General features: G+C 37.9%; 7 protein-coding genes. 3 read left to right on the top strand and 4 right to left on the bottom strand.

What is annotated here, in order from left to right:
* Window positions 1-16: 16 nt before the first annotated feature.
* On the bottom strand, window positions 17-574 hold the full coding sequence (locus WFH04_RS00965) for a manganese efflux pump MntP (protein WP_336822171.1): 558 nt from the start codon (window positions 572-574) through the stop codon (window positions 17-19).
* A gap of 142 nt (window positions 575-716) precedes the next feature.
* Here WFH04_RS00965 and WFH04_RS00970 point away from each other — a divergent pair, with 142 nt between their 5' ends.
* The 3 genes from WFH04_RS00970 to WFH04_RS00980 all read left to right on the top strand — a co-directional run bounded on the left by WFH04_RS00970 (window position 717) and on the right by WFH04_RS00980 (window position 2,666).
* Window positions 717-1,049: an ASCH domain-containing protein gene (locus WFH04_RS00970; protein ID WP_336822172.1), complete on the top strand. Its 333-nt coding sequence runs from the start codon at window positions 717-719 to the stop codon at window positions 1,047-1,049.
* 9 nt (window positions 1,050-1,058) lie between these two features.
* Window positions 1,059-1,499 (top strand): DUF2269 family protein, encoded by a 441-nt coding sequence (locus WFH04_RS00975; RefSeq protein ID WP_336822173.1) that lies wholly within the window; start codon window positions 1,059-1,061, stop codon window positions 1,497-1,499.
* Window positions 1,500-1,814: 315 nt separating this feature from the next.
* The gene (locus WFH04_RS00980; protein ID WP_336822174.1) at window positions 1,815-2,666 is read left to right on the top strand and encodes a GNAT family N-acetyltransferase; all 852 of its coding nucleotides are present in this window, start codon (window positions 1,815-1,817) and stop codon (window positions 2,664-2,666) included.
* A 47-nt stretch (window positions 2,667-2,713) separates the two neighbouring features.
* Here WFH04_RS00980 and WFH04_RS00985 read toward each other — a convergent pair whose 3' ends face one another.
* The 3 genes from WFH04_RS00985 to WFH04_RS00995 form a co-directional block, all read right to left on the bottom strand.
* Window positions 2,714-3,892, bottom strand: coding sequence for a pyridoxal phosphate-dependent aminotransferase (locus tag WFH04_RS00985; RefSeq protein ID WP_336822175.1), 1,179 nt, complete (start codon window positions 3,890-3,892; stop codon window positions 2,714-2,716).
* A gap of 213 nt (window positions 3,893-4,105) precedes the next feature.
* A complete protein-coding gene (locus WFH04_RS00990; protein WP_336822176.1) occupies window positions 4,106-4,840 on the bottom strand; it encodes a hypothetical protein in 735 nt (244 codons plus the stop codon).
* Window positions 4,841-4,917: 77 nt separating this feature from the next.
* The gene (locus tag WFH04_RS00995; protein WP_336822177.1) at window positions 4,918-5,916 is read right to left on the bottom strand and encodes an NfeD family protein; all 999 of its coding nucleotides are present in this window, start codon (window positions 5,914-5,916) and stop codon (window positions 4,918-4,920) included.
* Window positions 5,917-6,121: the final 205 nt, after the last annotated feature.

Genomic DNA, 6,121 nt, shown 5'->3' on the forward strand with positions numbered 1-6,121 from the left:
GGGGCTTCGTGCTTCATTATATAAAAATTTCATAGACGCCGATGAATATAAGCAATGCACCAGCGAATATATCTGTATATTTGCCGAACAATGAATTGCCGATCCGATAGCCGATCCAAGTTCCAATAAGAACCGATAAGAATGAAAATAATCCGATTGATATCGATGCGAACAAAGCTGATACACCAGTAATACCTGCACTAAAGCCAATAGTCAAGCAGTTGAAAGATAAGATAAAACCTAATAGTATGGATTCTTTCAATGTAATATCCTTCACCTCTGCAATAGATTGAGGTTGTTCTTTTTTCAGCGTACGCAGCGATGCAATAATTAACGAAACGCCAAGCCCTATGAGCAGTATGCCGCCAATCATATTCGCTGCACTATTTGTAAGATAATGGGATAAAAAGTTGCCTAATTGTATAGAGACAAACGCGCAAAGCATAGAAATGAGTGAAATAATACTATTATAGATAATTGGAATCCTGTTTGATTTTAATCCATAAGCAACACTGATTCCCAAATTATCAAGGTTTGCTGCAATGCCGATTAAAATGATGCTGAGCAATTGCATATAATCCCTCCGCAATTGTGTCATCTTCTATCTATATGATTACAAAATGACATGATATAGGTAATGGATTTTTTAGGACGGAAGAGGTATTTTCTGAGAAACATGTTAAAATGGTAAGAGAACTTCATAAGGAGAGATTGTAATGTCAAATTATCCTGAGAAAACTTGTTCAGTAGAAAGATTAGTGACAGTGCCTGCAGATGTACAAAAAGTGTTAAATGGCGAAAAAACAGCAACACGGAGAAACGGTGTCTACGCTTATCCTGGAGAGATTATGGTCTTGGAAGGGAAAGAGTTCAAAGTAGATAAGCTGTATGCTCAAACATTAGGTGAACTAACGGATGAGGATGCGAAGCGTGAAGGATACGCCAACTTGGAACAATATAAGCAATCGATCCTTGCTTTACATCCGAAAATGCCGTGGATACCGAAAATGTCCGTCTGGGTTCATGAATTTAGCCCGGTAGAGAAATGATAAATTGAAATGAAAACGATCTACGGAACGATCGTCTTTATCCATGTCGTCTCCGCGGTAATTGCAATCGGTCCGCTATTTCTATTAGTGCCGATCATTAAGCGTCTGCGAAGCGCCGAGTCAACAAGTGAAGAAGCTTTTTTGAATATCATTCGGGTCACCATTAGAATCGTTATGCATGCTGGACATATGCTAGTCGTTTCAGGAGCATTGCTCATTTTAATAGGGCCTTGGCCTTGGCACACACCATGGGTAATTGCGACATTGGTCGTCTTGTTGCTATCCGGCGTTTTTCTTTCGACCGGCTTTACACGAGTATTAAGAAATTACAATGAGCCGGGTTTTAATAAAGAGAGCATTTTATCGCGCTTAAACCGGACGTCTTGGATCTATATTGCGCTTATGCTGATCATGCTATGGTTAATGGTGCAAAAACCGATTCTCTGGTGACGTATTACATAGTTGTAAAGGAGCTATCAATAAGTCAGTAATAATTGACTTTGTAGATGGCTCTTTTTTGATACTAAAATCCTGTTACTGTTGCTGTTGGGTAGATGCTTAATTTGAAGATGACGATAAAAGTCATCCATTTCCATCTCTACAGAAGGTATATACAAATTGCAACAACGACAAAAAATACAAAAATGAACTTTCACCTTTATCTATTATATTTTGACGGTTATCAGACAGTCCTTTTTTATTTTTTTAAAACAATCGTGACAATTCTTCTCTCTACATGTATAATTCTGAAAAAGGAAATGGGGAATGGCGATGAAATTCTATCGGTATGAGGATGCAGAACAGTTTGCATTGAAAGCGGAACCTATCGTAGAAATGCAGGAAGATGTGTTCAGTCTGTTTTATGGCGTATTGCAAGCCATTAAAGCTGGCAAGTATGCAGATCCCTTTATGGCGACTGTAGAAAAGGATGGCCAAGTAGTTGCATTGCTGCAAATGACGCGGCCGCATCCTCTTAATTTAATAATTGTAGATGAAGAAAATGTGGAGAGAATTACTGAATTTATTGCAGTGCAGCTTCTAATGAATGCGGTTGAAGTGCCGTCCGTTATAAGTTTAAAACCGTGGGCTTTTTCATTTGCACAGCAATGGGAAAGAAAAACAGGAAAGTCACATTCAGTTTTAATGGACCAAGGAATCTATCGTTTGGACGAGGTAAATGAATCGCTTGAGGCCAGTCCGGGGAACTGGAGGTACGCGGAAGAAAAAGATATCCCACTCATCGAAAAATGGTTTTCGTTATTTGAACAGGATACAAATTTACCGCAGTCTCCCGAATCTATCGTGAAAGAAAGAGTTGCAACGTTTGTTAAAGAGAGGGAAGTATTTCTTTTTGAAGATGGTAAGAAAACTGTTTCGATGATGAAAAAATCCCGTCCAACAAAGCATAGTGTTACTGTATCACTTGTTTTTACACCGAAAGAAGAGAGAAAAAAAGGATATGCTCGGACGATGGTAGCTGCCGGGTCGAAGGAGCTATTGAAGGAATTTGACTATTGTGTCCTCTATACCGATATGCTGAATCCGACTTCAAATAAAATTTATATGGAAATCGGCTATCGTCGCATTGCAGATTCCGTTCATATTGGTTTTCATTAAAAATACAAAAGCATAACGGTGCCATCTATGCACCGTTATGCTTTTGTTTATGCTTTAATGGATTGAAATATCCCTAAAGATTCAATCCTGCTAACAGCCTCCCGAATCCGTTCTTCGCTTTCTAATAGGCCGACACGGACATATCCTTCACCGTGTTTCCCAAATCCATGGCCGGATGCTACGACAACGCCCGCTTTTTGCAGTAAGAGATCAGCGAATCCTTCGCTTGTATAGCCGGCTGGAACTGGAAGAAAAGCGAAGAAAGAAGCTTTAGGGGCTTTTATATCCCAGCCGATTCTTCTGCATTCGGAAATTAACACGTTTCTGCGCTTCTCATAAAGTGCTGTCAAATCTTTCACGCATTGTTGGCTTTCAGTCAATGCTGCAATGGCGGCATATTGTATACCTGGAAATATGCTGATGAATAAAAGACTTTGCAAATGGTTTATTGCTTCGATCATTTCTTTATTGCCGACAGCGAAAGCGACTCTCCAGCCAGCCATATTATACGTTTTAGAAAGTGTGTACATTTCAATTCCAACTTCTTTTGCTCCTTCTGCTTGTAAGAAGCTGACCGGTTTTTCTCCGTCAAAACCGATTCCACCATATGCGAAATCATGCAAAATGAAAATGTCATTTTCTTTTGCAAAGGAGATCGCCTCATCGAAAAATGGAATGGTTGCTGTTGCGCTTGTAGGGTTATTCGGATAGTTTAAGTACATCATTTTTGCAGCTTTCTTCTGGTCGTCCGATAATAAATTGAAATCTACAAGGAAATCATTTTCTTCAAGCAAAGGCATCGTCTCATACCGAATATTGGCTAAACTAACACCCGATAAATAATCTGGATAACCTGGATCGGGAAGAAGTAGAAGGTCTCCTTCATTCATGATTGCTAAAGGCAATTCAACTAAGCCGATTTTTGAACCCCCTAAAATGGCTACTTCTGTTTCAGGGTCGACATTTACGCCATATTCTCTTTTATAAAAATCGGCTACTGCTTTCCGCAGCTCATATATCCCTTTGAAAGGAGAATATCCATGATTTTCTGGACGCTCCGCAGCTTGCTGTAGTGCATGGACGATATGAGGAGGAGTAGGTTGGTCAGGGTTTCCTCTGCCTAAATTAATCACGTCTTGTCCATTTGCTTTTGCAGCTTCTACTTTTTTAACCAAGGATGAGAAAAAGTGGGGGGGCATGTCTTTCAACCGGTTTGAAATCACCATATCACAACTCCATTTTCATATATTTTCAACTTATCAGACATAGTTGATTCTATATTACTATATGCGAAATGGAGAACACAATAGAATCATTGAAAATAGAGAAGAGAGGATTCTATTTAATAATGAATAGCTCTCCATGAAAAAACGTTGAAACAAAATCTGTTTCAACGCCATATTAATAAAGTTTAGTTTAAGTAGAGAGTGTGCCGATATTTATTCGCTTTGTTCCATAAGGAAAGTGAGCAAGTGCAACCAATGATCAGCTTCTTTTTTAATTGCTATGTATTCGGATGAATCCTTTTTCAACCGTTTATCGATATTAGAATAAAAACGAATCACTCGAACTGGCTGTTTTGCATCATCTATTATAATTTTCATTTCAAGTGTAGAGACTTTGCGGTGGATTACTTTTCTTAGTTTGGAAAAGCTTTGTTGCTGGTGATCGATTGTTTGACCTAAAGCAGTAATTTTCTCTCCAGTTTTTTCATTTTGATTTATTGCCCCTTTTTGAAGCATACCATTTTCATATATTTCTATTGCCAATAAATTTTCATAGCGATAGCTTGAAATGTCATAAGGCATATTAAGGTACGCTCTCTTAACAGGAGCTTGTCCACTTTGAACCGGAGACCAAAAATAAATTCGGCGTTTCTTCTCATCAACTGCTATTTTTGACAGCAAATCATAAGAAATGAACGCATGCGATTCTACATAAGAAGTATCTTTTGGCACGATTGACTGTAAATGATCAATTTGCTTTTTCTTTTCTTTTTCCTCTGACTGATTCGAAAGATAGAGAAATAGGACAGCGAGACCAAAAAAAATGAAGAAAATGATATATCCAGGCAAATAGATTTGCTGATTCAACAGATAGATTAGCGCCAATATGCCGATGATCGGTGAAAGACATCCTAATTTAATATACCATTTCGACTGGGTGGAAGGCACAAGGAACCCCTCATTTCTAAATTTGAAAATAAACTTAATTCTATAATATCTGATGAGCCGCACTAACACAATAGCACTCAGTCATTGCTGTCTGATTGATTTCCCATAGCTTTTCGGTTTTGCTCTACAATTTTTTCAAAATAAGATTGAGGTCTCCTTTCAGAGTCTATCTTATGGTCCTCGGAACTTTGGTTATCATTTAATTGTAAGTCTGATCCAATATCCTGTTCATTAAAAGAGAGCTTGTATTCCTCTTCTATTTCAAATTCGGGATGTTTTTCTCTTTCGGAGTATATTTTAAAGTTTTCGGAACGAGAAAATTCTTCGCTTTCTTTACAAGCATTGCTATCAAAAGGACTGTTTTCATCGGCGTCATAATTTTTTATTTCTACAAGACGATGCTCCTGTTCAGTGATCGGTTGATCATTAATAATCATTTGAAGTATTGAGTACCAATATTCAAATTCTCGTTTATATCTGTCATATTCCGCACTGTTCGTATTTAATGCATTGTGCGGCCGGTGATAGAAGCGCAATAAATGAAACGGATAAATCGTATCACTAAATTGCAGTAAAAGTTCCATCGTTTCTACTTTATTATCTTCTGCCGTCTTTGAACCTTCTACGAATTTCAATTGGTTGCGGCCATATTCGGTCATTTTTACGTCATATAGATCTTCAAAATCATATTCATAAATAGTATAGGGCATACGGTAATAGGGTTCTGTAATGATGTTGCCATTTTTTCGTTTTGGCGCCCACATATAAATTTTCCTTTTTACATCATCGATTGCAATTCTTGAAAGGAGATCGTATGAAGTATAAGCTTGAGCAAAATCTTTTTTGACGTTGTCAGGCTGAAATGACATAAGGAATTCTTCTTGTTCTTCTTTTCTTTTTGTCTCCATATTATATGCCTTTACCCATAACACAATTGACAAAATGGTTAGGAGAACAAATGCAATAAGGCCATGCCAAAAAGAGATTTTAATAGAAAGGAAAATAAGAAGAGCGACTGCAATCATAACAAGTAAAAAGCCAATTCCAGTTAACCAATTTGTTTTTGTAGATGGCATAGATTTTTACTCCTTCCAATTTCAGTTCGTGCATCGGCAGAACAAATTATGCTTATATGCATCTACGTTATAAGAAATGGAAAGTTTCATGAAAAAAGGGGCTGTCCAGAAAGTCAGTGAAAACTGATTTTCTGTGATAGTCCCTTTCTGGTTGGAGAATAAATGGGGAATCCCTGACAACCGTCGCTTTCCGTTCCAGGCGCAC

The sequence above is a fragment of the Sporosarcina sp. USHLN248 genome (assembly GCF_037144575.1).
Lineage (GTDB): Bacteria > Bacillota > Bacilli > Bacillales_A > Planococcaceae > Sporosarcina > Sporosarcina contaminans.